The sequence below is a fragment of the Bradyrhizobium sp. U87765 SZCCT0048 genome, from assembly GCF_018131225.1.
In the GTDB taxonomy this organism is placed as follows: domain Bacteria; phylum Pseudomonadota; class Alphaproteobacteria; order Rhizobiales; family Xanthobacteraceae; genus Bradyrhizobium_A.
In genome coordinates this window covers 13,265-37,724 of record NZ_JAFCMM010000006.1, presented here as the reverse complement: position 1 = coordinate 37,724, position 24,460 = coordinate 13,265, and the positions used below count along the sequence as shown (strand labels likewise).

23 protein-coding genes are annotated in these 24,460 nt (G+C 67.0%); 19 read left to right on the top strand and 4 right to left on the bottom strand.

Features of this window, described 5'->3' with window-relative positions; genetic code table 11:
• Window positions 1–155: 155 nt before the first annotated feature.
• A complete protein-coding gene (locus JQ639_RS30345; RefSeq protein WP_211963370.1) occupies window positions 156–2,318 on the bottom strand; it encodes an acetate--CoA ligase family protein in 2,163 nt (720 codons plus the stop codon).
• A 363-nt stretch (window positions 2,319–2,681) separates the two neighbouring features.
• On the opposite strand from JQ639_RS30345, the gene JQ639_RS30340 reads away from it, so the two are divergent.
• The 3 genes from JQ639_RS30340 to frc all read left to right on the top strand — a co-directional run bounded on the left by JQ639_RS30340 (window position 2,682) and on the right by frc (window position 6,667).
• Entirely contained in the window at window positions 2,682–3,419 is a 738-nt protein-coding gene (locus tag JQ639_RS30340; protein ID WP_211963369.1) for a GntR family transcriptional regulator, read from the top strand.
• A gap of 41 nt (window positions 3,420–3,460) precedes the next feature.
• Window positions 3,461–5,197, top strand: a complete 1,737-nt coding sequence (gene oxc, locus JQ639_RS30335) for an oxalyl-CoA decarboxylase (protein ID WP_211963368.1) — start codon at window positions 3,461–3,463, stop codon at window positions 5,195–5,197.
• 192 nt (window positions 5,198–5,389) lie between these two features.
• Window positions 5,390–6,667: a formyl-CoA transferase gene (gene frc, locus JQ639_RS30330; protein ID WP_211963367.1), complete on the top strand. Its 1,278-nt coding sequence runs from the start codon at window positions 5,390–5,392 to the stop codon at window positions 6,665–6,667.
• A gap of 621 nt (window positions 6,668–7,288) precedes the next feature.
• Here frc and JQ639_RS30325 read toward each other — a convergent pair.
• Both JQ639_RS30325 and JQ639_RS30320 read right to left on the bottom strand, forming a co-directional pair.
• Window positions 7,289–7,468 (bottom strand): hypothetical protein, encoded by a 180-nt coding sequence (locus JQ639_RS30325; RefSeq protein WP_211963366.1) that lies wholly within the window; start codon window positions 7,466–7,468, stop codon window positions 7,289–7,291.
• A gap of 272 nt (window positions 7,469–7,740) precedes the next feature.
• Entirely contained in the window at window positions 7,741–8,226 is a 486-nt protein-coding gene (locus JQ639_RS30320) for a hypothetical protein (RefSeq protein ID WP_211963364.1), read from the bottom strand.
• 202 nt (window positions 8,227–8,428) lie between these two features.
• On the opposite strand from JQ639_RS30320, the gene JQ639_RS30315 reads away from it, so the two are divergent.
• The 9 genes from JQ639_RS30315 to JQ639_RS30275 all read left to right on the top strand — a co-directional run bounded on the left by JQ639_RS30315 (window position 8,429) and on the right by JQ639_RS30275 (window position 15,476).
• A complete protein-coding gene (locus JQ639_RS30315) occupies window positions 8,429–8,797 on the top strand; it encodes an antibiotic biosynthesis monooxygenase family protein (RefSeq protein ID WP_211963362.1) in 369 nt (122 codons plus the stop codon).
• A gap of 76 nt (window positions 8,798–8,873) precedes the next feature.
• Complete coding sequence (locus JQ639_RS30310) at window positions 8,874–9,086, top strand: ParD-like family protein (RefSeq protein ID WP_211963359.1); 213 nt, start codon at window positions 8,874–8,876, stop codon at window positions 9,084–9,086.
• The gene (gene map, locus JQ639_RS30305; RefSeq protein ID WP_211963357.1) at window positions 9,083–9,877 is read left to right on the top strand and encodes a type I methionyl aminopeptidase; all 795 of its coding nucleotides are present in this window, start codon (window positions 9,083–9,085) and stop codon (window positions 9,875–9,877) included. The genes JQ639_RS30310 and map overlap by 4 nt, the downstream gene beginning before the upstream one ends.
• Window positions 9,878–10,045: 168 nt before the next feature.
• A complete protein-coding gene (locus JQ639_RS30300) occupies window positions 10,046–11,191 on the top strand; it encodes a PspA/IM30 family protein (RefSeq protein ID WP_211963355.1) in 1,146 nt (381 codons plus the stop codon).
• 97 nt (window positions 11,192–11,288) lie between these two features.
• Window positions 11,289–11,945 carry an OB-fold-containig protein gene (locus JQ639_RS30295; RefSeq protein ID WP_211963352.1) on the top strand — a complete coding sequence of 219 codons (657 nt, stop codon included), beginning with the start codon at window positions 11,289–11,291 and terminating at the stop codon, window positions 11,943–11,945.
• 14 nt (window positions 11,946–11,959) lie between these two features.
• Window positions 11,960–13,669 carry a flotillin family protein gene (locus JQ639_RS30290; protein WP_211963350.1) on the top strand — a complete coding sequence of 570 codons (1,710 nt, stop codon included), beginning with the start codon at window positions 11,960–11,962 and terminating at the stop codon, window positions 13,667–13,669.
• A 148-nt stretch (window positions 13,670–13,817) separates the two neighbouring features.
• Window positions 13,818–14,405, top strand: coding sequence for a TetR/AcrR family transcriptional regulator (locus tag JQ639_RS30285; RefSeq protein ID WP_211963348.1), 588 nt, complete (start codon window positions 13,818–13,820; stop codon window positions 14,403–14,405).
• A gap of 25 nt (window positions 14,406–14,430) precedes the next feature.
• Window positions 14,431–15,000 carry a carboxymuconolactone decarboxylase family protein gene (locus tag JQ639_RS30280; protein WP_249122857.1) on the top strand — a complete coding sequence of 190 codons (570 nt, stop codon included), beginning with the start codon at window positions 14,431–14,433 and terminating at the stop codon, window positions 14,998–15,000.
• A gap of 8 nt (window positions 15,001–15,008) precedes the next feature.
• Window positions 15,009–15,476 carry an HPP family protein gene (locus JQ639_RS30275; RefSeq protein ID WP_211963346.1) on the top strand — a complete coding sequence of 156 codons (468 nt, stop codon included), beginning with the start codon at window positions 15,009–15,011 and terminating at the stop codon, window positions 15,474–15,476.
• Between the two features lie 3 nt (window positions 15,477–15,479).
• On the opposite strand, the gene JQ639_RS30270 is transcribed toward JQ639_RS30275, so the two are convergent.
• Window positions 15,480–16,598: a DUF2855 family protein gene (locus JQ639_RS30270; RefSeq protein WP_211963344.1), complete on the bottom strand. Its 1,119-nt coding sequence runs from the start codon at window positions 16,596–16,598 to the stop codon at window positions 15,480–15,482.
• A 118-nt stretch (window positions 16,599–16,716) separates the two neighbouring features.
• On the opposite strand from JQ639_RS30270, the gene JQ639_RS30265 reads away from it, so the two are divergent.
• From JQ639_RS30265 to JQ639_RS30235, 7 genes are all read left to right on the top strand, one after another.
• Window positions 16,717–17,637 (top strand): LysR family transcriptional regulator, encoded by a 921-nt coding sequence (locus JQ639_RS30265; RefSeq protein WP_211963342.1) that lies wholly within the window; start codon window positions 16,717–16,719, stop codon window positions 17,635–17,637.
• 187 nt (window positions 17,638–17,824) lie between these two features.
• Window positions 17,825–17,962 carry a hypothetical protein gene (locus tag JQ639_RS30260; RefSeq protein ID WP_211963340.1) on the top strand — a complete coding sequence of 46 codons (138 nt, stop codon included), beginning with the start codon at window positions 17,825–17,827 and terminating at the stop codon, window positions 17,960–17,962.
• Between the two features lie 468 nt (window positions 17,963–18,430).
• On the top strand, window positions 18,431–19,747 hold the full coding sequence (gene oxlT / locus JQ639_RS30255) for an oxalate/formate MFS antiporter (protein ID WP_211963338.1): 1,317 nt from the start codon (window positions 18,431–18,433) through the stop codon (window positions 19,745–19,747).
• A 547-nt stretch (window positions 19,748–20,294) separates the two neighbouring features.
• Window positions 20,295–21,497, top strand: coding sequence for an ADP-forming succinate--CoA ligase subunit beta (gene sucC, locus JQ639_RS30250; protein ID WP_211963336.1), 1,203 nt, complete (start codon window positions 20,295–20,297; stop codon window positions 21,495–21,497).
• Entirely contained in the window at window positions 21,498–22,382 is an 885-nt protein-coding gene (gene sucD, locus JQ639_RS30245; protein WP_211963332.1) for a succinate--CoA ligase subunit alpha, read from the top strand. It begins immediately after the preceding gene.
• A 405-nt stretch (window positions 22,383–22,787) separates the two neighbouring features.
• Window positions 22,788–23,249: a CBS domain-containing protein gene (locus JQ639_RS30240; RefSeq protein WP_211963330.1), complete on the top strand. Its 462-nt coding sequence runs from the start codon at window positions 22,788–22,790 to the stop codon at window positions 23,247–23,249.
• Between the two features lie 118 nt (window positions 23,250–23,367).
• Window positions 23,368–24,342 carry a 2-dehydropantoate 2-reductase gene (locus JQ639_RS30235; RefSeq protein WP_211963328.1) on the top strand — a complete coding sequence of 325 codons (975 nt, stop codon included), beginning with the start codon at window positions 23,368–23,370 and terminating at the stop codon, window positions 24,340–24,342.
• Window positions 24,343–24,460: the final 118 nt, after the last annotated feature.

The following is a 24,460-nucleotide window of genomic DNA, read 5'->3' as shown; positions in this document are numbered from 1 at the left end:
CAACACTACGCCCGGTTCGGCGCCGGGATTTGCAGGCGTTTCGCGAAGACTTTCCCAAAAAGCCGGAGGATGCCGCCTTCGGGGATCGGCGTGGATCCGGAGGCGGCATCCATGATGCGGTGCGGTAGCGGCCGCAACGCGCGGCCGCGCCGCGTTCAGAGCAGGCCCGCGCCGCGCGCCCACTTGTACTTGGCGCCGAGCACCTCAACCGGCAGCTCGGTGGAGTAGGCATAGGCCGGAATGCCGTGCTGATAGAGATATTCGGCCGCTTCCTCGACCTCGACGTCGCCGGCCAGCGAGGCGACCATCGGCTTGACGAAGCCCTTGGCCTCCATCTCCTTCTTCACCTCGACCATGTTGCGGGCAAACACCATCGGCGGGGTGACGATGGTGTGCCAGTAACCGAGGATCAGCGCGTGGATGCGCTCGTCCGACAGGCCGAGCTTGACGGTGTTGACATAAGTGATCGGCGGTTCGCCGCCAGTGATGTCGACGGGGTTGCCGGCGGCGCCGAACGGCGGGATGAACTTGCGGAACGCGGCATCGAGATCCGGCGGCATCGCCATCAGCGACAGGCCGTTGTCGACCACCGCGTCGGACAGCAGCACGCCCGAGCCCCCGGCGCCGGTGATGATCAGCACGTTCTCGCCCTTCGGCGTCGGCAGCACCGGCACGCCGCGCGCGAACTCGAGGAGCTGGCGCAGCGAGCGGGCGCGGATGACGCCGGACTGCCTGAGCACGTCCTCATAGATCTTGTCATTGCCGGCGAGCGCGCCGGTGTGCGACGAGGCGGCCTTCGCACCAGCAGAAGTGCGGCCGGCCTTGAGCACCACCACCGGCTTCTTCTTGGAGACGCGCTTGGCGGCTTCCGCGAAGGCGCGGCCGTCTTTCAGATCCTCGCAGTGCTGCGCGATCAGGTTGGTGTTGGGGTCCTGCTCGAAGAACGCCAAGAGATCGTCCTCGTCGATATCCGACTTGTTGCCGAGGCCGACGATCGCCGAAACGCCCATCTTGGCCGAGCGCGAGAAGCCGATGATCGCCATGCCGATGCCGCCGGACTGCGACGACAGCGCGGCGTGGCCCTTGACGTCATAGGCGGTGCAGAACGTGGCGCAGAGATTGGCCGGCGTATAGTAGAAGCCGTAGATGTTCGGCCCCATCAGGCGGATGTCGTACTTCTTGCCGACCTCGACGATCTCGGCCTGCAGCTCCGGCGCGCCGGCTTCCGCAAAGCCCGACGGGATCAGCACCGCACCGGGGATCTTCTTCTCGCCGCACTCGGTCAGCGCCGCGGCGACGAACTTGGCGGGGATGGCGAACACCGCGGTGTCGATGACGCCGGGGACGTCCTTGACGCTCTTGTAGGCCTTGTAGCCGAGGATCTCATCGGCCTTGGGATGGATCGGATAGATCTCGCCCTTGTAGCCGCCATTGATGAGATTCTTCATCACCGAATTGCCGATCTTGCCGGCTTCGGCGGACGCGCCGATCACCGCCACGGCCTTCGGCATCATGATGCGGTTCATCGCCGCGACGATCTCCTCGGTGGAGCGCGGCGCCGGACGCGGCTTGTAGTCGAAGTCGACGACGATGCGGACGTCGGCGGCGATCGCGTCCTTTTTGGTGGCGAACACCGGGTTGAGGTCGAGCTCGACGATCTCCTGGAAGTCACTGACGAGTTGCGACACCTTGACGATGACGTCGGCGAGCGCCTCGCGATTGACGGGATCGCCGCCGCGTACGCCCTTGAGCATCTCATGGGCCTGGATGCCGTCGAGCATCGACAGCGCGTCCGCATGGCTCGCCGGCGCGAGGCGGAAGGTGACGTCCTTGAGCACCTCGACCAGCACGCCGCCGAGGCCGAAGGCCACCAGCTTGCCGAACGAGCCGTCGGTGATCGAGCCGACAATCACCTCGGTACCGCCGGCCAGCATCTGCTGCACCTGCACGCCCTCGATCCTGGCGTCGGCCTTATAGTTCTTCGCATTGGCGAGGATGGTGTCGTAGGCCTTCTCGGCATCCGCCGCCGTCTTGACGCCGACGATGACGCCGCCGGCCTCGGTCTTGTGCAGGATGTCGGGGGAGACGATCTTCATCACCACCGGAAAGCCCATGCCGGCGGCGATCTTCGCCGCGTCGGTCGCCGAGGCGGCAAGATCCTCCTGAGGCACGGGAATGCCGTAGGCGTCGCAGACCAGCTTGCCTTCGGGCGCGGTCAGGCTGGTGCGGCCATCGGCCTTCACCCTGTCCAGCACCTTGCGAACGGATTGTTTGGCGTCGTCTGCGTGATCGATCTTGCGCGCTGCGTCCTGAGCCATGTGGTGTCCTCCTGTGGCGTCCGTTTTGCGGTGCCTGGGACGCGCGAGCCGCGGACGGCCTCTCCCCCGCGCGATCGACGACACATCCGCACGGACGGGAGCACGTCCCGCCGGCGAACCGCCCAGGCGAACCGATTTCGACCACGGACACCGCTGCGCCGCTGCCGGCCAATCCCCGCGGCAGCAGCGGCATCCGTTACGTCTGGCATTTGGCATACCAAGAACAAGCTTTGTCAAGAGCAATTGCGGCTTGACTTCGCTGACAATCGAGGCAAGTTGACACTGTGGCATCTGGCATGCCAAGAACATAAGATGCAAGGACGTGGTATCCTTCCCTCAGACCTGACAGGGGGAATGATTCACATGAGTGACGAAAAGAGCAGCAGCAGGGTTCAGCCGGCCGTGGCAGTGGACGCCGATATTCCGATCATGCGCATCGCGCCTGAGACGAGCTTCAAGACCAAGGCCTACGACGCCTTGAAGGAAGCGATTCTCAAGATGGATATCTACGCCACCCCGGAGCCGGTGATGCTCGACGAGCGCGCCCTCTCCGAACGGCTCGGCGTAAGCCGCACGCCGATCCGCGAAGCCATCGCCATGCTGGAGCAGGATGGCTTCGTGAAGACGGTGCCGCGCCGCGGCATCGTGGTGGTGCGCAAGAGCAAGGCCGAAGTGGTCGACATGATCCGCGCCTGGGCGGCGCTGGAGAGCATGGCGGCGCGCCTGATCACCACCACCGCGCGCAAGAAGGACATCTCGGCGCTGCGCAACTTCTTCAAGGACTTCAGCAAGGATCGTCTGCCCCAGGACAACATCGACGAGTATTCGCGGGCGAACATCCAGTTCCACCAGTCGCTGATCGGCCTCAGCGAGTCGCAGGTGCTGGTCGACATGACCAACGACATCCTGCTGCATGTGCGCGGCCATCGCCAGCTCACCATCGGCCGGCAGGAGCGCATCGCCAACTCGCTGCCCGAGCACATGGCGATCATCGCCGCCCTCGAGGAACGCGACACCGAGCTCGCCGAGAAGCTGGCGCGCGACCACACGCTCGGCCTTGCCGCCTATGTCGAGGCGCACGGCGACGAGATCTTCAGTTAGCCATCAACCACAAAGACGTGAAAGACCAGGGAGACGCCGCGATGTTGAACACCGTTGCCAAGGATGAAGCGCCGGCAGCCGAGCAGGAGCTGACGGACGGCTTCCATCTCATCATCGACGCGCTCAAGCTCAACGGTGTCGAAACCATCTACGGCGTCCCCGGCATTCCGATCACCGACTTCGGCCGCATGGCGCAGGGCGCCGGCATTCGCGTCATTTCGTTCCGCCACGAGCAGAACGCCGGCAACGCCGCGGCGATCGCCGGCTACCTCACCAAGAAGCCCGGCATCTGCCTGACGGTGTCAGCGCCCGGCTTCCTCAACGGCCTCACTGCGCTGGCCAACGCCACCACCAACTGCTTCCCGATGATCCTGATCTCCGGCTCGTCGGAGCGCGAGATCGTCGACCTGCAGCAGGGCGACTACGAGGAGATGGACCAGCTCGCCATCGCCAAACCGCTGTGCAAGGCCGCGTTCCGCGTGCTGCACGCCGCCGACATCGGCATCGGCGTCGCCCGCGCGATCCGCGCCGCGGTGTCCGGCCGCCCGGGCGGCGTCTATCTCGACCTGCCGGCCAAACTGTTCTCGCAGACCATGGAAGCGAACGCCGGCGCCAAGTCGCTGGTCAAGGTGATCGACGCCGCGCCGGCGCAGATCCCCGCCCCCGACGCCGTCAAGCGCGCGCTCGACGTGCTCAAGTCGGCGAAACGCCCGCTGATCATTCTCGGCAAGGGCGCGGCCTATGCCCAGGCCGACGACGCCATCCGCACCCTCATCGAAAAGAGCGGCATTCCCTTCCTGCCGATGAGCATGGCCAAGGGCCTCCTGCCCGACACCCATCCGCAGTGCGCGGGCGCGGCGCGCTCGACGGTGCTGAAGGAGTCCGATGTCGTCATGCTGATCGGCGCGCGGCTCAACTGGCTGCTGTCGCACGGCAAGGGCAAGAGCTGGGGCAAGCCGGGCTCGCAGAAGTTCATCCAGATCGACATCGAGCCGAAGGAGATGGACAGCAACATCGAGATCGCAGCTCCCGTGGTCGGCGACATCGGCTCCTGCGTCTCCGCGCTGCTCGCCGGCATGGGCGACAACTGGACGCCCGCGCCCGCCGACTGGACCGGCGCGGTCAAGACCAAAAAGGACGAGAACATCGCCAAGATGGCGCCGAAGCTGATGAGCAATGCGGTGCCGATGGACTATCACGGCGCGCTCGGCGCGCTGCGCACCATCATCAGGGAGCGGCCCGACGCCATCCTGGTCAACGAGGGCGCCAATACGCTCGACCTCGCCCGCGGCGTCATCGACATGTACCAGCCGCGCAAGCGCCTCGATGTCGGCACCTGGGGCGTGATGGGCATCGGCATGGGCTTCGCCGTCGCCGCCGCGATCGAGACCGGCAAGCCGGTGCTCGCGGTGGAAGGCGACAGCGCGTTCGGCTTCTCCGGCATGGAGGTCGAGACCATCTGCCGCTACAACCTGCCGGTCTGCGTCGTCGTCTTCAACAACAACGGCATCTATCGCGGCACCGACGTCAACCCGAGCGGCGGCACTGACGTCGCCACCACCGTGTTCGTCAGGGATGCGCGCTACGACAAGATGATGGAGGCGTTCGGCGGCGTCGGCGTCAATGCCACGACGCCCGACGAGCTCAAGCGCGCGGTCAACGCGGCGATGGACTCCGGCAAGCCGACCCTGATCAACGCGGTGATCGACCCGACCGCCGGCAGCGAGAGCGGCCGCATCGGCAACCTCAACCCGCAGAGCGTGCTGAAGAAGAAGTAGGACGCGCGGCGCGCGGCCTGATCGTCGCGCGCCAGGGCCTTCTGCGTCATCACCGGGCGTATCCCGGTGGTCCGCGCCTTCGGAGCGCTGCCCGCGAAGACAGGCGTGGATGGTCGGGACAAGCCCGGCCATGACGAACACCAGACGTCGTGATCGACCAACTGATAAGCCAATTGAGGAGGTAGCTGAACCATGACACAGGCGCTGAAGGGCGTTCGCATTCTCGATTTCACCCACGTCCAGTCGGGCCCGACCTGCACGCAGTTGCTGGCGTGGTTCGGCGCCGACGTCATCAAGGTGGAGCGTCCCGGCGTGGGCGACATCACCCGCGGCCAGTTGCGCGACGTGCCGAACGCGGACAGCCTGTACTTCACCATGCTGAACCACAACAAGCGCTCGATTACGCTCGACACCAAGAACCCCAAGGGCAAGGAGGTTCTCACCGAGCTGATGAAGAGCTGCGACGTGCTGGTGGAAAACTTCGGCCCCGGCGTGCTCGACCGCATGGGCTTCCCCTGGGAGACCATCCAGACCATCAACCCCAAGCTGATCGTCGCCTCGATCAAGGGCTTTGGCCCGGGACCGTACGAGGACTGCAAGGTCTATGAGAACGTCGCCCAGTGCACCGGCGGCGCCGCCTCGACCACCGGCTTCCGCGACGGCCCGCCGCTGGTCACCGGCGCGCAGATCGGCGACAGCGGCACCGGATTGCACCTCGCGCTCGGCATCGTCACCGCGCTTTACCAGCGCACCATGACCGGCAAGGGCCAGAAGGTCACGGCGGCGATGCAGGACGGCGTGCTCAACCTGTCGCGCGTCAAGCTGCGCGACCAGCAGCGCCTCGCCCACGGCCCGCTCACCGAGTACAGCCAGTATGGCGAAGGCGTGCCGTTCGGCGAAGCCGTGCCGCGCGCCGGCAACGACTCCGGTGGCGGCCAGCCCGGCCGCATTCTCAAGTGCAAGGGCTGGGAGACCGATCCCAATGCCTACATCTACTTCATCACCCAGGCGCCGGTATGGGAGAAGATCTGCGACGTCATCGGCGAGCCGGAGTGGAAGACCCACCCCGACTATGCCAAGCCGGCCGCGCGCCTGCCGCGCCTCAACGAGATCTTCGGCCGCATCGAGCAGTGGACGATGACCAAGACCAAGTTCGAGGCGATGGAGATCCTCAACAGGGACGACATCCCCTGCGGCCCGATCCTGTCGATGAAGGAGCTCGCCGAGGACCAGTCGCTGCGCAAGACCGGCACGGTGGTCGAGGTCGAGCATCCTGTGCGCGGCACGTATCTGTCGGTCGGCAACCCGATCAAGCTGTCGGACTCGCCGACCGTGGTGACACGCTCGCCGCTGCTCGGCGAACACACCGACGAGATCCTGAAGGAAGTGCTCGGCTTCTCCGATCACCAGGTCGCCGAGGCGCACAAGTCCGGTGCGCTCGATCCGCCGCAGAAGGTCGCCGCGGAGTAAGCCGCACCCTTCATCGCCACGCGATACAGCGCCGCCGGATCACTCCGGCGGCGTTTTTCATCGAACGCGCGTGATGCGAACGCGCGCGAAATGCCGGGAACATGGGTCAGCATTGCGTTCTTGACGCCCCTGCCCGATGTGCTTTGCTTCTCCACGCGCTCCTGAGAGGAGCATGACCGGCGTCGCCACAACGCCGGTCCGCTCGACAACCGTCGGAGGTGCTGGATGACGCCACCGGGTCTTATGGCCGCGATCATCGCGGACGCAGTCGTTCGGGCGTTCGCGTAGCGGCATCCACGAACAGCACGCCGGGAGCGGTCGATGGGGCCACATCAGTGAGGCAAGGCCCGCGATGGCCCCTCCCGGCGCGAAATTCCTCGGAGGCGATACGCAGGGCGCAGCTTTGGCGGCGCGATATCGTATGTCGGTGATGGTCCCCGGACGCGCGCCCCATTCGGCGGATGCGCAGCGACGCGGACACACGTGATTCCGGGCGCCTCGAACGAGAGCCCGTCACCTGCGGCATGACGATCATCGGAAGGAGTCGGCCAGCGCGTAGCCGGTCGTTTCATGAGGGCGCAAAACGCCGCGTGCGATGTCCCGATCGCACGCGGCGTTTGATCAAGCTGTCGGCTTCGACCGGGATTGCTCGAGAATGCGCGTCAGCACTTCCTCACGCGCACGGCGCTCGCCGTCGTCGCGCAATTCGCGCTCCTGCTTCTCGAATTGATCCAGCGCCCCGCGAACCTCATCCATAAAGTTCCCACGTGCCGAAGGCGTGCGCGAGCGGCGTTCAGTCATGCAGCAAGTCCCTGTGTTGCAAAACCGTCATGAAAACCAATTCGGGCAAATGTGGGGGCGCGATCGGCCCGGTTTCGGACCTTTCCCGCGCAACATCCGCATCAATGCTCTTTTTGTTCCACGATCAAGCATCAAAACAGCATAAAATGACCAAGCCATCAGCTGAATTTGGAAGATCATTTTTGTGATAGCGCCGCAGGGCATCAACCCGTCCGTGCCGGCGACAGGCGACCATCATATTGATTGCAACGCGATCGCCGACCGAACAGGGCTCAGGGCATCACGCGCGGCGAGAACGGCCCGGCTGCGGCCGGCGGCGGCAGCGCCGCGAAGCGCTGCAGCGTGCCGGCTCCCCTTTGCAGCGGCGCGGACTGGGGGCAGCGGCATGTCCCGGACGTGGTGCCGAACTGGCAGCTGCCGCCGGTGAACGGTGCGAACACGAAACTGGCGGCGCAGTCCCAACTGCTGGGATTGCAGTCGCTGACCAGCGCGCTGCGCTCGGGGCCGAACCCGCAGTCGGGGCAGGTCTCGGGCGAACAGATCGCGCAGCTCGCCGTGTCCGTGGCGCTCGGATGCTTGTGGCAGTACGCGGCGATCATCGCAAAGAAGGTGTCTCTCGTCGTGTCCTTGAGGATCGCCGCGGACACCGGCCGCTGCATCAGCGCGACGGCCTGCGGGCGATGCACCAACCACCAGCCACCAAACGCGATCGCCGCAATCGCGATGACGACACCAAGCCTGACGAGTGTCCTGACCATTGACGTTTCCCTGCCCGCTGCAATCCTCGGCGACGTCCATGCGAGCGTCAATTCTCAGGGCGCGCAATCAACCGCTGGCGCACGGCGCGTGTCGCGATCATGCTTCGAGCGCGAGCGAAGCGACCCGGCCGCCCGCGCGCTATCACACGTCAGGACACGGTCGTCGCGCAGCGGCGACGAGCGAACGCGAGGGAGAGTTGCTGTGATCGCCATCATTTTCGAGGTGTGGCCCGCGGACGGCCGCAAGGACGACTATCTCGACCATGCCGCACGGCTGCGCGACGAGCTGATGACCATCGACGGCTTCATCTCCGTCGAGCGCTTCCAGAGCCTGACCGAGCCCGACAAGCTGCTGTCGCTGTCGTTCTGGCGCGACGAGGAGGCCGTCGCCGCCTGGCGCAACCGGCCGCGCCATCGCGCCACCCAGGCCGCCGGCCGCGGCGGCGTCTTCCGCGACTACCGCCTGCGTGTCGCCGGCGTCCTCAGGGACTATGGCCTCGAGGCGCGGCGCGAGCAGGCGCCGGCGGACAGCCGCGCCGCGCTGGAAAAGGGCCGGACGGATCCGGCCTGATAGGCCCGGCAGCCTCTTGGCCCCTCCATACGATTCGTATATAAAATATATACGAATCGTATGGACGGAGAGGCCCGTGGGGATTGTGAACATCGACGACGACCTGCACGACCAGTTGCGCCGGGCGAGCAAGGTGTCGTTCCGCTCGATCAATGCACAGGCCGCCTACTGGATCAGGATCGGCATGCTCTGCGAGACCAACCCGACGCTCAGTTTCGCCGAGATCCTGCAGCGGGAGCTCAGCGCCGCCGGCGTTTCGGCCCAGTCGCTGGCCACGAGCGAGGCATGACCAAGCAGCCGCACGAGCTGGCCCTGCTCGCCGAATCCGGCCGCCTGCTGGCGTCCGTCTTCGGGCTGATCGACCGCACGCCGCTCGCCGGCCTGTCGACGCTACAGGTCAACGACATGGTCGAGCGCTTCATCGTCGATGATCTCGACGCCCGTCCCGCGAGCAAGGGCCAGTACGGCTATGGCTTCGTGCTGAACGCGTCGGTGAACGAAGTCGTCTGCCATGGCGTGCCATCGGCGGCGTGCGTGCTGCGCGACGGCGATATCGTCAATTTCGACATCACGCTGGAGAAGAACGGCTATATCGCGGATTCCAGCAAGACCTATCTCGTCGGCGAGGTGACGGGCGTGGCGCGCAATCTCGTCCAGACCACCTATGAGGCGATGTGGCAGGGCATCCGCGCGGTCCGCCCCGGCGCGCGGCTCGGCGACGTCGGCTGGGCGATTGAACGACATGCCAAACGCAACGGCTATTCCGTGGTGCGCGAATTCTGCGGCCACGGCATCGGCCGGCAGATGCACGAGGAGCCGCAGGTGCTGCATTTCGGCAAGCCGGGCACCGGCCTCGTCCTGCGCGAGGGCATGGTGTTCACCATCGAGCCGATGCTCAACCGCGGCCGACGCGAGGTGCGGACCGAAGACGACGGCTGGACCGTGGTGACGCAGGACGGCTCGCTGTCGGCCCAGTTCGAGCACACCGTGGCGGTGACGGCATCCGGAGTGTCAGTGCTGACACTGCGCCCCGACGAGCGGCCTGCCCGCCGGCGGCCGACAGCTGTGGCGGCCGGCTGATCGGACCTCGCGCCCCCTCGGTTCCGTCCAGCGCAACACCGATCTCCCAGCCAGACCAATGCCTTGGGCTATGTCCTGGGTTATTTCTTTGGTTGCTTCGCAACCGCAGCACAACTTTATAGAAGCACGGATCTTGTAAAGCACAAAAGTAGTGCTTTAATCATTTCCATGCCCGCGCCCCGCCAGACCGCCGACTACGCCCTGCGCTACCGCCTCGCGCCCGACGCGGCCGGCCAGCAGGCCATCGCCGCGACCTTCGACGACTACGCGGTGATGATGGACCTGCTCGACGCCATCGCGCGCGACAACAACATCGGCTCCAATCTCGTCGCCCTGCACGCCCATGCCTATGACGCGATCCGCCAGCGCACCCGCCTGCCGTCGCGCCTCGTCACGCTCGGCCTGCGCGACCGCCTCGACTATCGCGCCGCGCCGCTGCCGCGCCTGCCGCTCGACGAGAAGCTGGTCAACATCAAGACGGCGACCACGCTGACGCTCGGCACCGCGCTCGGCCGCATCGCCGTGCCGTTCGACGTCGCCGGCTACGTCCCCGGCTGGGGCCACAACGCGCCGGCCTACCTCGTGCGCCGCGACGGCGCGTTCGAGATCCATTTCGGCGTCACGCCGAATCTTCCGCCAGAACAGGAGACCGCCATGACCTCCGATACCATCCTGGTCCGCGTTGGCCGGCTGATCGCCGGCATCGCCAATGCCGCCATCGACAAGGCCGAGGACGCCAACAAGGTCGCGGTCGTGCAGCAGGCGATCCGCGAGATCGAGGACGCGGAGAGGACCGCGCACGCCGATCTCGCCCGCGCCCGCGCCGAAGAATATCGCCTGAAGGCGCGGCGCGGCGAGCTCGAGCACGAACTGACCGATCTCTCGGACAAGATTCGCAGCGCGATCGACGCCGGGCGAGACGATCTCGCGACCTCGGGCCTTGCGCGCCAGCTCGACCTCGAGGCGCAACTGGAAGTGCTCGCGCGCGCCGACCAGCAGAACCGCGACAGCATCGAGGCCAATGTCACCTCGCTGCAGGCGGTGCGCTCGGCGCTCGAGGACGCCGAGGCGCGCCTCGCCGATCTCAAGGCCAGCGAAGCTACCGCCGCCGAGGGACGCGCCAGCCCCGCTTCGCCGCGCGCCGGGAGCATCAGCAAGGCCGAACGCGCCGGCCGTGTCATCGCCCGCACCACCGGGATACCGGCAGGCCATGTAGCATCGGCACAAGGCATCGATGAACTCAGCGCGCTCCACCGCGACCAAGAGATTGCCAGCCGTCTGGCCCGCTTGAAGGCACAGTCATCGGGATCATAAATGAAGGACGTACACCACCTGGTCGAATCACGACTCTGGTTTCATGCTTTGGTTGCGTCTTTCCGGTCCAATCGGACCCTCATTGCACAGGCGCCCCATGACGTTCGTTGAGCACCTTCTCGCCCCTGAAGTCCGTCCCTTCTCCATTGCTGCAGTCATGATCCTCCTGATCGGTGGCATCGAGGCGATCTCGATGCTGATCGGCGTATCGCTGAGCGAGGCGATCGGCCACAGCGTCGATTTCGAGGGCCATGGCGACCATGGCCTCGTCACCGCCATCTCCTGGCTCAATGTCGGCGGCGTGCCGCTGCTGATCTTCCTGCTGCTGGTGCTCGGGCTGTTCTCGATCGCCGGTTTCCTGATCCAGGACATCGCCCGCACCGTCGCCGCGCCGCTGCCGCTGATCGTCGCCGGCCCTGCCGCCTTCGTCGTGGCGCTGCCGCTGGTGCGCGCATCGAGCCGCCTCATCGCCCGCATCGTTCCGCGCGACGAGAGCTATGCGGTCGAACTCGGCGATCTCGTCGGCCGCGTTGGCGAAGTCGTGGTGGGTCCGCTCGACCAGGGCCTGCCCGGCCGCGTCCGCGTCACCGACGTGCACGGCAATCCGCACTTCGTCGCCGCCTGCGCCGCCCCGGCGTCGGCGGCACTGCCCCAGGGCACGACGGTCCTGCTGGTCGATCGCGACGACACCCGCTTCGTCGCCGTCGCGGCGCCCGAGGATCTCAAGCGCGCTCCTTCTTCGTCCGTCAACTGACTGGAGTCATTTCGATGTTCGATCTTGCGTTTCCCGCCCTGGTCGGCGTGCTGCTGATCATCGTCATGGGCATCGTCTTCACGACGCTCTATCGCCGCTCGACCCGCGACGAGGCGTTCGTGCGCACCGGCCTCGGCGGCAAGAAGGTGGTGCTCGACGGCGGCGCCGTGGTGCTGCCGATCTTTCATTCGCTGGCCCGCGTCAACCTCAAGACGCTGCGCCTGCAGGTCGAGCGCAGCAAGAAGGACTCGCTGATCACCAAGGACCGCCTGCGCGTCGACATCGGCGCCGAGTTCTATGTCCGCGTCCGTCCCGACGCCGAGAGCATCGCGCTCGCCGCGCAGACGCTCGGCGACCTCACCAACGACGCCGAGAAACTCCGCCAGCAGGTCGAGGCCAAGTTCGTCGACGGCCTGCGCTCGGTCGCCGCGACCATGGAGATCCTGGAGCTGCAGGAGAAGCGCAGCGACTTCGTCAAGCATGTGCAGACCGCGGTCGAGTCCGACGTCAAGTCGAACGGCCTCGAACTTGAATCCGTGTCGCTGACCAAGCTCGACCAGACCGACATCACCTTCTTCAATCCCGAAAACTTCTTCGACGCCGAAGGTCTCACCAGCCTCAAGAAGATCACCGAGGCGCGCAAGCAGGAGCGCAACGCCATCATCCGCGACAACGAGGTGGCAATCGCGCAGAAGGATCTCGAAGCGCGCCAGCAGACGCTGTCGATCGAGCGCACCAAGAAGGAAGCCGAGCTCAGCCAGGACCGCGACATCGCCAACAAGACGGCGAGCACCCGCGCCGAGGTGGCGCAGGCGCAGCAGACCGCGAAGCTGACGGAAGAGAACGCCCGCATCGAGACCGACCAGCAGATCGCCCAGCGCGAGGCCAGCGCCAAGCAGGTCAAGGAGACCGCGACCATCGAGGCCGACCTCGCCGTCAACAAGCGCAAGACCAACGCCGACCGCGAGATCCAGATCGCGACCCAGGAGAACGAGATCGCGGTTGCCAACAAGAGCAAGGAGCAGTCGGAGGCGATCGCCAACGCCAAGGCCGCCGAAGCCCTCGCGGTGTCGGCCGAGGAAAAGGTCGTGACCGCGCGCGCCATCGAAGTGGCCGACCGCGACCGCCAGACCGCAGTGCTCGCCGCGCGCAAGGAGGCCGAGAAGAAGTCGACCGAGGTCATCGTCGCCGCCGAAGCCGAGAAGAAGGCCTCGCTCGACCGCGCCGACGCCATCCGCACGCTCGCCACCGCCGAAGCCGAGGCCAACAAGATCAAGGCCGCCGGCGTGCGCGACATGGGTGAAGCGGAAGCCGCCGTCACCACGCTCAACAACGAGGCGCGCAACAAGCTCGGCGAGACCATCATCAACTTCGAGCTCGCCAAGAAGCGCATCGAGATCATCCCCGCCGCGATCACCGAGGCGGTCAAGCCGATCGCCAGCATCAAGGACATCCGCATCCTCAACACCGGCGGCATGCTCGGCGGCGGCGCAGGCGGCGACGGCGGCGGCCTCGGCTTCGGCGACGGCCTCGCCGGCCAGCTCCTCAAGGTGCAGGCGCTGCGGCCGATGGTCGACGAGATCCTGCGCCAGGGCGGCTACAAGCCCGGCGCCGACCCGCTATCGACCCTGCTGGAGAATTCGGTCAGCGATGCCATCGGCGCGCCGCCGGTGACACAGGGCAACGGCGCCGTGCCCGCCGAGGATGGCCACGGCCACGCCTGACGTTTGAGACGACGAACAGCCCCCGCGACGCCGGCCGTCGCGGGGGCTTTTTCCCGTCGGGCCGAACGTCAGCATCCTCCTCGCCCGACACACCTTCGTAAAGGCAAGACCTATTGACTAGACAGACCTGTCTGTCTATATCCGGTTCATGAGCATACCCGACAGCGCCACCGATCCCCGCACCCGCATCCTGCAAACCGCAGAAGCGCTGTTCTATCGCCACGGCATCCGCAGCATCGGCGTCGACCGCCTGATCGCCGAGAGCGGCGTCGCCAAGGCGACGTTCTATCGTCACTTCCCGTCCAAGGATGATCTGGCGCTCGCCTTCATTCGCGAGCGCGACGTCGCCTGGCGCGCCTGGCTCGCCGCCACCGTGGCGCGCCTCGCGCCCACGCCGCGGGCGCGGCCGCTGGCGATCTTCGATGCCATCCGCGAGCGTTTCGAGGATCCGTCGTTTCGTGGCTGCGCGTTCTCCAATTCCATCGCCGAGGTGGCGCAGGGCGACAGCGCCGTGCACCGCGCTGCCGCCGAGCACAAGCGCGCGGTCACCGCGATGATCGCAAGCTATCTGCATGAGGCCGGCATCGCCGACGCGTCACGGCGCAATGAACTGGCGCGCGCGCTGATGCTGCTGCTCGACGGCGCCATCGTTACCGCCGTGCGCGAGCAGAGCGCGACCGCCGCCGACGCCGCCAGGCGCATCGCCGCGACGCTGCTCGCCGGCCACATTTCCTGACAGGCACATCGAAAGGACCCCGACCATGTCACCCCGCTTCGCCATGCTCGACGCAGCCACCGCCGATGCCGCCGTGCAGCCGCTGCTCGAAGCCACCGAGAAGCAACTCGGACGGCTGCCAAACCTCTACAAGGCGATGGCCAACGGCCCCGCCGCGCTCGCCGGCTATCTCGACTTCCGCGCCGCGCTGGTCGGCCCCACCGCCGTGCTCGATACCAGGATGCGCGAGCGCATCGCGCTGCTGGTCGCCGAATTGAACGGCTGTGAATACTGCGTCTCGGCCCACAGCTTCCGCGGCGGCAAGATCGGCCTGTCCGCGGACGAGCTCGCCCTCACCCGCCGCGCCCATTCGCAGGACGCTGCGACGGACGCCGCTCTCGCCTTCGTGCGCGATGTCGTCGAGCAGCGCGGCCATGTCAGCGACGAGCGCCTCGCCGCGGTGCGCGCCGCCGGCTGGAGCGACGCCGCACTCGCCGAGATGGTCGCCCATGTCGCGCTGAACCAGTTCTCGAACCTGTTCAACCATGTGGCGCGGCCGCAGCTCGACTTCCCGCGCGTGCCGGTGGGGGTCGTCCACGGCGACGCCGCATCATGAACCCACCAATGCTTTCGCCTCTGCAGGACCGCGTCACACCAGTGATCGCCGCCGTCGGCGGCGCGCTGGCGACCCTCGGGGCCTGGCAGATCGGCATGCTCGCCGGCTTTCCGGCGCTGCCGGCGCCGGTCGCCGCCGCCGCGCTGGTGGTGCTCGCCGCGCCACAAGCGCCCGCCGCGCGTCCGCGCGCGGTGGTGCTCGCCCATCTCGTCTGCCTGATCGCGGGCGGCCTCGGCGCCAGCCTGCCGCTCGCGGCCATCATCGCCATTCCGCTCGCCGTGGGCGCGGCCGCCGCGGTGATCCTGGCCGCGCGCGTCGTTCACGCACCGGCGATCGCCCATACGGTGATCATGATCGTCGCGATCGCGCCCGGCCTGACGACGCTGCGCTATGCCACCGCGGCGCTGGCGGCGATCGCCCTCGTGCTTGCGCTGCGCGCCGCGCTGCTGCGGATGACGCCCTCGCCCACGGCCTGAGCGTCAGGCCGTTTGCGTGAACGACAGCGTGTGCGCCATCTCCGGCGGCACGCCGCCCGCCAGCACCTCCGCGTAGGCGGCCTCGATCGCACTGCGGCCGACGCCATGGCCGATGCGCAGCCAGCGGTCGGTGTCGACGACGAACGCGCCCCACGCCGCAGCCATCCGCGTGCGCAGCAGGTCGGCGCCCCATTCGCTGCGGCGACGCACGATATGGTCGGGCGTGAAGAACCATTGCGGCGCCGGCCCCGGCAGCACCTCGTTCGCCGCCGCGCTGTCCCAATGGGTGGCGCCGACGCGAATGCTCTGAGCGATGGTGTCGCCGAGATGGCGGTGCACCGCCGCCAGCACCTTGTGATCGCCGGCGATGTCGACGACCACGGCGCGCGCATCCGCCGGCAGCGTCGTGATGGCATCGTAGGTCACGACGTCGTCGTAGGCGCCGGCGCGGGCAACGAACGCGGCATTGCCCGGCGACGTCAGGCCGACGATGCGCACGTCCGCCGGCTTGTGCTGCGCCAGCAGGAAGGCGAGGCCCATCGCCGTCTTGCTCGACGCGCTGGAGATGATGATCTGCCGTGCGCCGAAGCAGTTCGCATCCTGCAGGTGCGCGGCGAGGAAGAACGACAGCGCGAACAGCGGCCGCAGCACCAGATGCTGGTCTGCGCGCGCCGGGTCATAGCCGCGGTCGTGGTCGAGCCGGGCATATTCGTTGTAGGTGCGCGGCAGCTCCGCGCGATGGGCTTTGGCGTCGACGAAGCCCGCGGCGCGCACCGGCTCCGGCGTCACCACGAGATGGCTCGCCATCGGGAAATAGCCATACACCCGTTCGCCCTCGGCAAGCTGAGGATGGCGCGAGCGCGCGACCTCGCCGATGCCCCACACGGGGATCTGGCCCCAGCCCTTGTCCCGCGTCTCGTCGATCGGGAAGAAGCGCCAGTACTGGATGGCGTCGCCGAACCTGGCGTAGGTGATGTTGTTGGCGGTGAGCGCGAAGCGTAGCTGCCGCAGCTCGACCTCGCCCTCGGCGAGATCGGCCGGCCGCACGATGTCGTGCCAGCGCGATTGCGCCAGCGCATCGCGCTGGACCAGGAAGGCTTCGGCGACACTGGTGTCGGACATCGGGACATTCCTTCGGGACGACGAGCCAGTGAGACGGCGAACCGGCGAGCTTGAGCAAACCTAGGCGGTCGCCTACCATTCCTCAAATGAATTGATCGCATGCCGAGCCATCAATGTGATGCATCTATCGCGGATCGACCTCAACCTCTTCCTGGTGTTCGACGCCATCTACAGCGAGGGCGGCGTCACCGCCGCGGCGCGGCGGCTGAACCTGACCCAGCCGGCGATCAGCCACGCCCTGGCACGGCTGCGTCAGCAGCTCGGCGATCCGCTGTTCACACGCCAGGGCCGCAGCCTCGCGCCGACGCCGGCGGCGCGGCGCATGATCGGCCCGGTGCGGCAGGCGATCCAGAGCCTGCGCGGCACCCTCGCCGACGCCGGCGGTTTCCAGCCGGCGACGGCGCGGCGCGGCTTCACCATCGGCATGCGCGACCTGCTGGAAACATGGCTGCTGCCGGAGCTCGCCACACGTATCCGGACGGCCGCGCCCCATGTCGATCTCGCCGTCGTCAAGGTCAGCCGGCGCGAGCTCGAGATGGAATTGTCCGCCGGCACCATCGATGCGGCTGTCGACGTGCTGCTGCCGCTGCCCCACGCCGTGCAGCGCGAACGCCTCGCCGGCGAGCCGCTCGCAGTGCTGGCGCGCCGCGATCATCCCCGCGTCGGCAAGCGGCTGACCCTGCCGCGCTATCTCGGTGAGGACCATGTCATGGTGTCGGCGCGCCGCCGCGGCCAGGCGCTGGAAGATCTCGAACTCGGCCGCGAAGGCCATCAGCGCAACGTTCGCCTGCGCTGCCAGCACTATTTCGCCGCCGCGCGCGTCGTCGCCCGCAGCGACATGCTGTGCACGCTGACGACGCCGGTGGCGCGCATCCTCGCCGAGGTGCTGCCGCTGCAGCTCCAGCGCTTCCCGCTGGCGACCCAGCCGTTCGACCTGTTCCTGTACTGGCATGCCCAGGCCGAGGCCGACCCCGCCAGCCAATGGCTGCGCCGGCAGGTGGCGGACGCGGTGCGGGCGGCGACGCCGACGCGGCCCTGACCGAACCGTGCCCAACGTGCATGACGGGCTCCGGGGAGACGGGTCCGGCCGGCCGGCCGCAGCATATCGCATCGCAACAGATGCATGCTGCCATGCAGAAACGCAGGTTGATGTGGCATCTGGTATACATTAAATCAGTCCCATGACGCCGGACCGACCGGCCACGCCAACACACGGGAATACCGCGATGACCAACACGACCTCGCTCGGCCGCCTGCCCTCGCAGAGCCTGTTCGGCCGCTTCATCACCCTGATCGAGACCGCCCTCGACCGCGTCGCGCTGATCTCGGCGCGCAATGGCGACGTGCCCTATTTCGGCCTCTGAGGCCACCGATTAGCACAGCCCTGAGAAGGGCTTGATGCTGATCCGCCGGCCTGCGCCGGCATCCAGTTTCCTCCCGAGACGGCCTTTCTCCTCCCTGGGCACGTCTCATACTCGGGCCCCGGTTTTCCGGGGCCTTTTTCTTGACCCAGCCCGTCCTCAAAAACGCGCCTTGCTTTTTGGTATATCGTATACCAATATTACTGCAACGCGCGGCCGAGCCGCGGGTTATTCGGCCTGATTGTTCCGATTTTCTTCCCTGACTTTAAAAGCCCCGAACTTTCGGGGCTTTTTTTTGCACAGGCACACGGACGCCGATGCCGCGGAGACGGCCGGCATCCCGACACCGCCGCCACGGCGACGGACACCATCGGCCAAAACCCGCTTGCAAATTGGAATATAGTATACCAGTCTTTACGTCGGCAGCGCTCGGCTTCAAAGCCACAATCAAACACGCGCACCGGAGGAAGCATGACTCTCAACCAGCAATCGGCACCCGTGCCCGTTGAAGGCGGTGGATTCCGCTGGCTTCAACTTGCGATGGGCATCGTCTGCATGGCGATGATCGCCAACCTGCAATACGGATGGACGCTGTTCGTCGACCCCATCGACGCCAAGTATCACTGGGGACGCGCCGCCATCCAGTTCGCCTTCACGATCTTCGTCGTGACCGAGACCTGGCTGGTGCCCGTCGAAGCCTGGTTCGTCGATCGCTATGGCCCGCGCGTGGTGATCATGTTCGGCGCGGTGATGATCACGCTGGCCTGGGTGCTCAACTCCGTCGCGTCCTCCCTGCCGGTGCTCTATGCGGCCGCAGTCGTCGCCGGCATCGGCGCCGGCTCGGTGTACGGCACCTGTGTCGGCAACGCGCTGAAGTGGTTTCCCGATCGCCGCGGCCTCGCCGCGGGTGCGACCGCCGCAGGCTTCGGCGCCGGCGCCGCGATCACCGTGGTGCCGATCGCCACGATGATCGCCAGCAGCGGCTATCAGCAGGCATTCCTGACCTTCGGCATCGGCCAGGGCGTGATCGTGTTCGTGCTGGCGCTGTTCCTGCGGCCGCCGTCCCGCGCGGTGGCGGTGAACAAGAAGAAGCTCAACCTGCCGCAGAGCAAGGTCGACTTCATGCCCTCCCAGGTGCTGCGCAAGCCGGTGTTCTGGCTGCTCTACATCGTGTTCGTGATGGTCGCCTCCGGCGGCCTCATGACCGCGGCGCAGATCGCCCCGATCGCCCATGACTACAAGATCGCCTCCGTGCCGGTCAGTCTTCTAGGCTTCCAGATGGCGGCACTGACCTTCGCGATCTCGCTCGACCGCATCTTCGACGGCTTCGGCCGGCCGTTCTTCGGCTGGGTGTCGGACAACATCGGCCGCGAGAACACCATGTTCATCGCGTTCGGCACGGCGGCCGTGATGCTGCTGACACTCGCCACCTACGGCCAGAACCCGGTGGTGTTCGTGCTGGCGACGGCGGTGTACTTCGCGGTGTTCGGCGAGATCTACAGCCTGTTCCCGGCGACGTGCGGCGACACGTTCGGATCGAAATTCGCCACCACCAACGCCGGCATGCTCTACACCGCCAAGGGCACCGCATCGCTGCTGGTGCCGCTCGCCAGCGTCGCGGCGGCGACATGGGGCTGGCAGTCGGTGTTCGTGATCGCGGTGGCGCTCAACGCCACCGCGGCGCTGCTCGCGGTGTTCGTGATCAAGCCGGTACGCGCGGCCTTCATCCACGGCCACCAGGACGCGGCCGCCACCGAGAGCAGCGTGCAGAAGGCGAAGATCGCCTGAAGACGATCGTCGTCGCGGCGGATCCCCTGATCCCGCCGCCCCTTGCGACAGGCGCGCACCGAAAGGTGCGCGCTTTTTTTGTCGGGGTCCGGCTCATGATGCTGGCGTTGCTTGATGCTCCCGCGAGACGTTCACCGCTCGTCATTCCCGACGCCGCAAGCGCGGCGAACCGAATCTCGAACGCTCAGCAAGACCAAAGGCCGAGCTTCCGGGTCCGTCGCTTCGCGACGTCCCGGAATGACGCCGTGAGGCGGAGCGACCTTCCTCCTCATGGTGAGGAGCGCGGCAGCGACGCGCGTCTCGAACCATGAGGCCCTCCGGCGCGTTGTGCCGTGACGGACATGTCAGCAGGACTGCCCGTGACCATGAGCCCCCTGGGCCCACAGCCGATGCAAGACGCGGCCCATCACCTGCCTCCCCCGCGCGGCTTGACAGCCGCGCCATCTTGCATTCTGGTATACAAAATACACAATGCCAATTGTCGCTCTGGTCGCGCCGCGTGCGCGCGCCGGCGCGGACAACAGCAGCAAGCGGAGGGAGCGAACGCATGAACATTCACGAGTACCAGGGCAAGGCGATCCTGAAGGAGTTCGGCGCGCCGGTATCCCCGGGCGTCGCGGCCTTCACCGCCGATGAAGCAGTGGCCGCGGCGCGCACGCTGCCCGGCCCGGTCTATGTGGTGAAGTCGCAGATCCATGCCGGCGGCCGCGGCAAGGGCGCGTTCAAGGAGTTGCCCGCCGGCGCGAAGGGCGGCGTCCGCATCGCGCGCTCGGTGGCCGAGGTCGGCGCGTTCGCAAGCGAGATGCTCCACCACACGCTCGTGACGGTGCAGACCGGGCCGCAGGGCAAGCAGGTCAACCGTCTCTACATCGAGGACGGCTCCGACATCGCGAGGGAGTTCTACCTGTCGATGCTGGTCGACCGCGCCACCTCGCGCGTCGCGTTCGTGGTCTCGACCGAAGGCGGCATGGACATCGAGGAGGTCGCGCACAACGCGCCCGAAAAGATCGTGACTTTCTCCATCGATCCCGCGACCGGCGTGATGGGACATCACGGCCGCAAGGTCGCGACCGCCCTCGGCCTCACCGACGATCTTGCGAGGCAGGCCGAGCGGTTGACGCTGCAGCTCTATGCGGCCTTCGTCGCCAAGGACATGGCGATGCTCGAGATCAATCCGCTGGTGCTGACGAAACAGGGCGAGTTGCGCTGCCTCGACGCCAAGGTCAGCTTCGATTCCAATGCGCTCTACCGCCATCCCGACGTGCTGCGGCTGCGCGACCTCTCCGAGGAGGACGACAAGGAGATCGAGGCGTCGAAATACGATCTCAATTACATCGCCCTCGATGGCGAGATCGGCTGCATGGTCAACGGCGCTGGCCTTGCCATGGCGACCATGGACATCATCAAGCTCTATGGCGGCACGCCGGCGAACTTCCTCGACGTCGGTGGCGGCGCCACCAGGGACAAGGTCGCCGCCGCCTTCAAGATCATCACCGCCGATCCCAACGTGCGCGGCATTCTGGTCAATATCTTTGGCGGCATCATGCGCTGCGACGTCATTGCCGAGGGCGTGGTCGCCGCGGTGCGTGAGGTCGGACTTAAAGTTCCGCTGGTGGTGCGGCTCGAAGGCACCAATGTCGAACGCGGCAAGACGCTCATCGCCGAGTCCCGTCTCAACGTCGTCTCCGCCGACGATCTCGACGACGCGGCGCAAAAGATCGTTCGCGCCGTGCGCAAGGAGGCCGCGTAAATGTCGATCCTGATCGATGCCGACACCAAAGTGATCTGCCAGGGCTTCACCGGCAAGAACGGCACCTTCCACTCCGAGCAGGCGATGCTCTACGGGACGAAGATGGTCGGCGGCACTTCGCCGGGCAAGGGCGGCTCCACGCATCTCGGCCTGCCGGTGTTCGACACCGTGGCGCAGGCGCGCGAGGCGACCGGCGCCGACGCCAGCGTGATCTATGTGCCGCCGCCGGGCGCGGCGGATGCGATCTGCGAGGCGATCGACGCGGAGGTGCCGCTGATCGTGTGTATCACCGAAGGCATTCCGGTGAAGGACATGGTGCGCGTCAAGCGCGCGCTCGACGGCTCGGCCTCGCGCCTCGTCGGGCCGAACTGTCCGGGCCTGATGACCGCCGGCGAATGCAAGATCGGCATCATGCCCGGCAGCATCTTCAAAAGAGGCAGCGTCGGCGTGGTGTCGCGCTCGGGCACGCTGACCTATGAGGCGGTGTTCCAGACCTCGCAGGTCGGCCTCGGGCAGACCTCCGCGGTCGGCATCGGCGGCGATCCGGTGAAGGGCACCGAGTTCATCGACGTGCTGGAGATGTTCCTCGCCGATCCCCGGACGGAGTCGATCGTGATGATCGGCGAGATCGGCGGCGCGGCGGAAGAGGACGCCGCACAGTTCATCAAGGACGAGGCAAAGCGCGGCCGCAGCAAGCCGATGGTCGGCTTCATCGCCGGCCGCACCGCGCCGCCCGGCCGCCGCATGGGCCATGCCGGCGCCATCGTCTCCGGCGGCAAGGGCGATGCGGAGTCCAAGATCACGGCGATGGAAGACGCCGGCATCCGCGTCTCGCCCTCGCCCGCGCGCCTCGGCACCACGCTGGTCGACCTGTTGAAGCGATAGTCGGCGCCTTCCCCCGACGCCGCCATCGCGATGCCCGCGCTCCCCCGCGCGGGCATTCGCATTCGGGGGCGAGGACCGAGAGGTGATCGCGTTGCCGATGCACTTGTGGTTTGGGGCCTCGCTTGCCGCAAACGCCGCATCATCGCCGGGTCGAGCCCTGCGAAGACGCTGGATTTGAAGCAATCACCTCGGCACCAAACACTCGCACTGTGAGAAGAAGGCGCGACATTCCCGGCGGGCGCCTTACCGTAAAAACGTCAGCCTCTCCGCCCCTTCCCTTTTGACAAAATTACAAACCGGGCACCGCCCAATTCGCATTGACTTCTGGTATAATGTATACCAATACTCATACCCGTCGGACTGAACCGGCCGGCTCCATGGCCAGCCCACACGAGGGAGGTTGAAATGAAAGTCGGTGACATCCTGCGCACTCGTCAGGGCACCCGGATTGCGACGGTGCGGATGAACGAGACGGTGGCGATCGCCGCCGAGCTGCTGCGGGCCAACAACGTCGGCGCGCTGGTGGTGAAGGACGTCTGCCGCACCGAAGGCAATGTCGCGGTCGGCATGTTCTCCGAGCGCGATGTGGCGCGCGCGATCGCCGAGCACGGCCCGGCAGGCCTTGCGATGAAGGTTTCGACCCTGATCTCGGTGCAGCAGCTGGTGTCGTGCAGCTCGAGCGACACGCTCGCCCACGCCCGCGGCCTGATGCGCGACCATCACATCCGCCACCTGCCGGTGATCGACGAGCACAGCCTGATCGGCGTCATCAGCATCCGCGATCTCGAGCTGCTCGCCGACGACGCCTTCGTTCCCGCCGCCGCGATTGCGCCGGCAGCGACCGCCGCCCCCGCCTCGCGGCCCTGACGCGACCGGCAAGGCGCCCCCTGACACAGCGCCCGGCGGCGTAACCGCCGGGCCGGTCATGGACGCGCCGCGCCCGGCCCATCACTTCGCCCACGCTATCCGAAGACGGTAGGACATCATGAAGATCTGCATTTACGGCGCCGGCGCGATCGGCGGCTATCTCGGCGTCAAGCTCGCGGAAGCCGGCGCGGACGTCAGCCTGGTGGCGCGCGGCGCCCATCTCGCCGCGATGCGCGAGCACGGCCTCAAGCTGCTCGCCGGCGACGAGACCCGCGTGGTGCGGCCACGCTGTACCGACAACGCCGCCGAACTCGGCGTGCAGGACTATGTCATCATCTGCCTGAAGGCGCATTCGATCACCGGCGCGCTCGACGCCATCAAGCCGCTGATCGGCGATCACACCCGCATCGTCACTGCCGTCAACGGCATCCCCTACTGGTACTTCTACAAGCACGGCAACGCATTCCAGAACACGACGCTGGAGAGCATCGATCCCGGCGGCCGGCAGTGGAAGGAACTGGGACCGCAGCGCGCCATCGGCTGCATCGTCTATCCCGCCACCGAACTCGAGGCGCCCGGCGTCATCCGCCATGTCTATGGCGACCGCTTCCCGATCGGCGAGCCGTCCGGCGAAATCTCCGCCGACGTCACCAGGCTGTCGGAGATGTTCGCCAGGGCCGGCCTGCAGGCGCCGGCGCTCGATCGCATCCGCGACGAGATCTGGCTGAAGCTGTGGGGCAATGTCTGCTTCAATCCGATCAGCGCGCTGACCCACGCCACCCTCGACGTCATCGCCTCCGATCCCGGCACCCGTGCGGTCGCCAAGGCGATGATGCTGGAAGCCCAGGCCATCGCCGAGCGCTTCGGCGTCAAATTCCGCGTCGATGTCGAGCGCCGCATCGAGGGCGCGCGCAAGGTCGGCGCCCACAAGACCTCGATGCTGCAGGACCTCGAGCGCGGCCGCCCGATGGAGATCGATCCACTGGTCACCGTGGTCCAGGAAATGGGCCGGCTGACGCAGATCCCGACGCCGGCGATCGACACCGTGCTGGCCCTGACCGCGCAGCGGGCCAGGGTGGCCGGGCTGTACTGAGGCGAACGCCGTCTCCCTGTCGCAGCATCTCGCGTCAGGTCTCTCTCCGTCATCCTGAGGTGCGAGCGCCAGCGAGCCTCGAAGGATGCGGCCCCAGCGCGGCCCGGGCCGTCGCCCT

Coding starts and splice junctions, on each gene's coding strand:
- JQ639_RS30240 (WP_211963330.1), top strand. CDS start 22,788: ATGAAAGTCGGTGACATCCTGCGCACTCGTCAGGGCACCCGGATTGCG.
- frc (WP_211963367.1), top strand. CDS start 5,390: ATGACACAGGCGCTGAAGGGCGTTCGCATTCTCGATTTCACCCACGTC.
- sucD (WP_211963332.1), top strand. CDS start 21,498: ATGTCGATCCTGATCGATGCCGACACCAAAGTGATCTGCCAGGGCTTC.
- JQ639_RS30290 (WP_211963350.1), top strand. CDS start 11,960: ATGTTCGATCTTGCGTTTCCCGCCCTGGTCGGCGTGCTGCTGATCATC.
- oxc (WP_211963368.1), top strand. CDS start 3,461: ATGTTGAACACCGTTGCCAAGGATGAAGCGCCGGCAGCCGAGCAGGAG.
- JQ639_RS30235 (WP_211963328.1), top strand. CDS start 23,368: ATGAAGATCTGCATTTACGGCGCCGGCGCGATCGGCGGCTATCTCGGC.
- JQ639_RS30325 (WP_211963366.1), bottom strand. CDS start 7,468: ATGACTGAACGCCGCTCGCGCACGCCTTCGGCACGTGGGAACTTTATG.
- JQ639_RS30340 (WP_211963369.1), top strand. CDS start 2,682: ATGAGTGACGAAAAGAGCAGCAGCAGGGTTCAGCCGGCCGTGGCAGTG.
- JQ639_RS30265 (WP_211963342.1), top strand. CDS start 16,717: ATGCATCTATCGCGGATCGACCTCAACCTCTTCCTGGTGTTCGACGCC.
- JQ639_RS30345 (WP_211963370.1), bottom strand. CDS start 2,318: ATGGCTCAGGACGCAGCGCGCAAGATCGATCACGCAGACGACGCCAAA.
- JQ639_RS30270 (WP_211963344.1), bottom strand. CDS start 16,598: ATGTCCGACACCAGTGTCGCCGAAGCCTTCCTGGTCCAGCGCGATGCG.
- JQ639_RS30280 (WP_249122857.1), top strand. CDS start 14,431: ATGTCACCCCGCTTCGCCATGCTCGACGCAGCCACCGCCGATGCCGCC.
- oxlT (WP_211963338.1), top strand. CDS start 18,431: ATGACTCTCAACCAGCAATCGGCACCCGTGCCCGTTGAAGGCGGTGGA.
- JQ639_RS30260 (WP_211963340.1), top strand. CDS start 17,825: ATGACCAACACGACCTCGCTCGGCCGCCTGCCCTCGCAGAGCCTGTTC.
- JQ639_RS30275 (WP_211963346.1), top strand. CDS start 15,009: ATGCTTTCGCCTCTGCAGGACCGCGTCACACCAGTGATCGCCGCCGTC.
- JQ639_RS30285 (WP_211963348.1), top strand. CDS start 13,818: ATGAGCATACCCGACAGCGCCACCGATCCCCGCACCCGCATCCTGCAA.
- JQ639_RS30300 (WP_211963355.1), top strand. CDS start 10,046: ATGCCCGCGCCCCGCCAGACCGCCGACTACGCCCTGCGCTACCGCCTC.
- JQ639_RS30320 (WP_211963364.1), bottom strand. CDS start 8,226: ATGGTCAGGACACTCGTCAGGCTTGGTGTCGTCATCGCGATTGCGGCG.
- sucC (WP_211963336.1), top strand. CDS start 20,295: ATGAACATTCACGAGTACCAGGGCAAGGCGATCCTGAAGGAGTTCGGC.
- map (WP_211963357.1), top strand. CDS start 9,083: ATGACCAAGCAGCCGCACGAGCTGGCCCTGCTCGCCGAATCCGGCCGC.
- JQ639_RS30295 (WP_211963352.1), top strand. CDS start 11,289: ATGACGTTCGTTGAGCACCTTCTCGCCCCTGAAGTCCGTCCCTTCTCC.